At 65.1% G+C, this 2,660-nt stretch carries 3 protein-coding genes; 2 read left to right on the top strand and 1 reads right to left on the bottom strand.

The window, feature by feature from the left end; all coding sequences use genetic code 11:
- The coding region (locus tag EOA38_RS33045) for a citrate synthase (protein WP_127301208.1) at nt 1–1,037 on the top strand (1,037 nt) is incomplete at its 5' end.
- Nucleotides 1,038–1,048: 11 nt separating this feature from the next.
- On the opposite strand, the gene phaR is transcribed toward EOA38_RS33045, so the two are convergent.
- Nucleotides 1,049–1,642 carry a polyhydroxyalkanoate synthesis repressor PhaR gene (phaR, locus tag EOA38_RS33040; protein ID WP_126091477.1) on the bottom strand — a complete coding sequence of 198 codons (594 nt, stop codon included), beginning with the start codon at nt 1,640–1,642 and terminating at the stop codon, nt 1,049–1,051.
- 304 nt (nt 1,643–1,946) lie between these two features.
- Between phaR and EOA38_RS33035 the strand changes: the two genes are divergently transcribed.
- Nucleotides 1,947–2,660 (top strand): acetyl-CoA C-acyltransferase (locus EOA38_RS33035; protein WP_127301207.1); only part of this gene is annotated, 714 nt, incomplete at its 3' end.

The raw sequence follows: 2,660 nt of genomic DNA, 5'->3' as shown, positions 1-2,660 counted from the left end.
CCGTGGTTCAGCGGCTCGCCGACCGTGCCGACGACATCGCGGCGCTCGCCACCCGCCGGGCGCGCGGACGCAGCCCGCAGGCGATCGCCGAGAGCGCCATCGCCTGGGGCGAACCCGCCATCACCACCGCAATCTCGACGGTTCTGCATGGCCGCCTCGTCTATCGCGGCAAGGATGCCGCAGCGCTTGCGGCGACGGCGACGCTGGAGGAAACCGCAAGCCTGCTTTGGGCCTCCGACGCTTCGGTCTCCTTCGCTTCGTTGACCCCTTCGACCGCTCGGCAGAGCGGCACCCCGACGGCTTTTGCGAGGCTCTCGGCGCTTGCGGCCGAAGGCCGGCCGTCGCTCGGCCGCAGGCCGGCCATGCTGCAGCAGGACGGCACAAGCGCCACCAGCGTCCTTGCGACGGCGCTCGGTGCAGCCCCGGGTTCGGAACCTGTACACGAAAGGCTGGCCCGTGGCTGGTCGGTCGACGCTGCCGGCGCCGATCTCATCCGCAAGGCGCTGGTGCTGCTTGCCGATCACGAGCTCAACGCCTCGACCTTCGCCGCGCGCGTCGCCGCCTCCACCGGCGCGCCGATAGCGGCCTGCCTGCTTGCCGGCCTCGCCACCCTTACCGGCCCGCGCCATGGCGGCGCGGGCGCCGCGGCGATCGCCCTTGTCGAGGATGCCGAGCGGCTGGGCCCGGACGAGGCGATCGCGCGCTGGCTCGCCCACGACCGGCCGCTGCCCGGATTCGGCCACCAGCTCTATCCCGAAGGCGATCCGCGTGCGGAAGCCGTGTTTTCCGGGTTCAAGATCGACGCCGGGCTGTTGCGTCTGCGCGATGCTGCCTTGGCCGCGACCGGCATGCCTCCGAACATCGATTTTGCCCTGGCTGCGCTGACGCGAGGCCTTCGGCTACCTGCCGACGCACCCTTCCGCCTGTTCGCGATCGGGCGCAGCGTCGGCTGGACGGCGCATGCCATCGAGCAGGTGACGAGCAACAGGTCGATCAGGCCTCGCGCCCGCTACGACGGGCCTGCCGGCAACGACTGACGGCCGAAGCCTTACGACATGGTGTCGAGCTTGCGCTGCATGGCGGCGATCTGCGCCTTCAATTCCTGCAGATCGTCGGATTTCTCTTCCTTCTTCGGCGGCTCGGTGGGCGCCGCGGAATTGGAGCCGGCGGTTGGGAACGGCGTGAACATGCGCATCGCGTTCTGGAACATCTCGACGTTGCGGCGCGTCTGCTCTTCCAGCGCCTTCATCGGCGTCTTCATCATGTCCATCGGCGCCTTGCCGAAAGCACCCTTCATCTGCTCGCGAAACCGCTCCTGCTCCTTGGAGAAGGCGATCATCGATTGCTCGAGGAAGCTCGGCACGATCATCTGCATCTGATCGCCGTAGAAAGCGATCAGCTGGCGCAGGAACGGGATCGGCAGCATGTTCTGCCCGTCCTTGTTCTCCAGCTCGAAGATGATCTGGGTGAGCACCGGATGCGTGATGTCGTCGCCGGTCTTGGCGTCCTGAACCGTGAACTCCTCGCCCTTCTTGACCATATCGGCCAAGTCCTCGAGCGTCACATAGGTGCTGGTGCCGGTGTTGTAGAGCCGGCGGTTGGCATATTTCTTGATGACGATCGGGTCGTCTTTTGCGGCCATCCGTATCCTCCCCAGGATACCGGCGCGTTCTGAGCAAGCGGCCGGTAACGATTGCGCCATGTATCGAGGATATGCGCAAAAGCGTCACAATTCCAAGCGCTTTGTGCAGTGCGGCATCATTTAGTGTCTGATGGCCGTGGCAAATTATGCTGCGCAGCGAACGCAATGCGGTGACGATCCGCCCGCGGTGTGCTTGCCGCGCATGGCCGCCATGCCCATTTCCGGTTTGACTTGAGGGTTCGAACGGGCAAGAAAAGTCTTTAACAATACCTAAAACACGACAGCTCGAAGTCTGGAGAAGAAAATGTCCGCTTCCAATTCAATCGTCGTCGCCAGCGCCGCCCGCACCGCGGTCGGCTCCTTCAACGGCAGTTTCGCCGCAACGCCTGCGCACGAGCTCGGCGCCCTGGTCATCAAGGAACTGCTCGCGCGGGCCAATGTCGCGCCCTCGGAAGTCGACGAGGTCATCCTCGGCCAGGTGCTGACCGCGGCCCAGGGACAAAACCCGGCCCGCCAGGCTTCGATCAATGCCGGCCTGCCGAAGGAGACCACCGCCTGGGGCCTCAACCAGGTTTGCGGCTCGGGCCTCAGGGCGATCGCACTCGGCATGCAGCAGATCGCCACGGGCGACGCCAAGGTGATCGTTGCCGGCGGCCAGGAATCGATGTCGCTCTCGCCGCACGCCCAGCACCTGCGCGCCGGCGTCAAGATGGGCGACTACAAGATGATCGACACCATGATCAAGGATGGCTTGTGGGATGCCTTCAACGGCTACCACATGGGCAATACGGCCGAGAACGTCGCCCGCCAGTTCCAGATCACCCGCGAAGACCAGGATGAGTTCGCGCTCGCCTCGCAAAACAAAGCCGAAGCCGCGCAGAAGGCCGGCAAGTTCAAGGACGAGATCGTCGCCTTCACCATCAAGGGCAAGAAGGGCGACACCATCGTCGACCAGGACGAATATATCCGTCACGGCGCCACACTTGACGCCATGACCAAGCTGAAGCCGGCCTTCGAC

This window comes from Mesorhizobium sp. M1E.F.Ca.ET.041.01.1.1 (assembly GCF_003997355.1).
Classification (GTDB): domain Bacteria; phylum Pseudomonadota; class Alphaproteobacteria; order Rhizobiales; family Rhizobiaceae; genus Mesorhizobium.
The sequence above is the reverse complement of the archived record's forward strand: the minus strand, read 5'-3'. Positions and strand labels throughout refer to the sequence as shown.

Excerpts from the sequence above, each read along its gene's own strand:
- phaR (WP_126091477.1), bottom strand. The coding sequence starts at position 1,642 with ATGGCCGCAAAAGACGACCCGATCGTCATCAAGAAATATGCCAACCGC.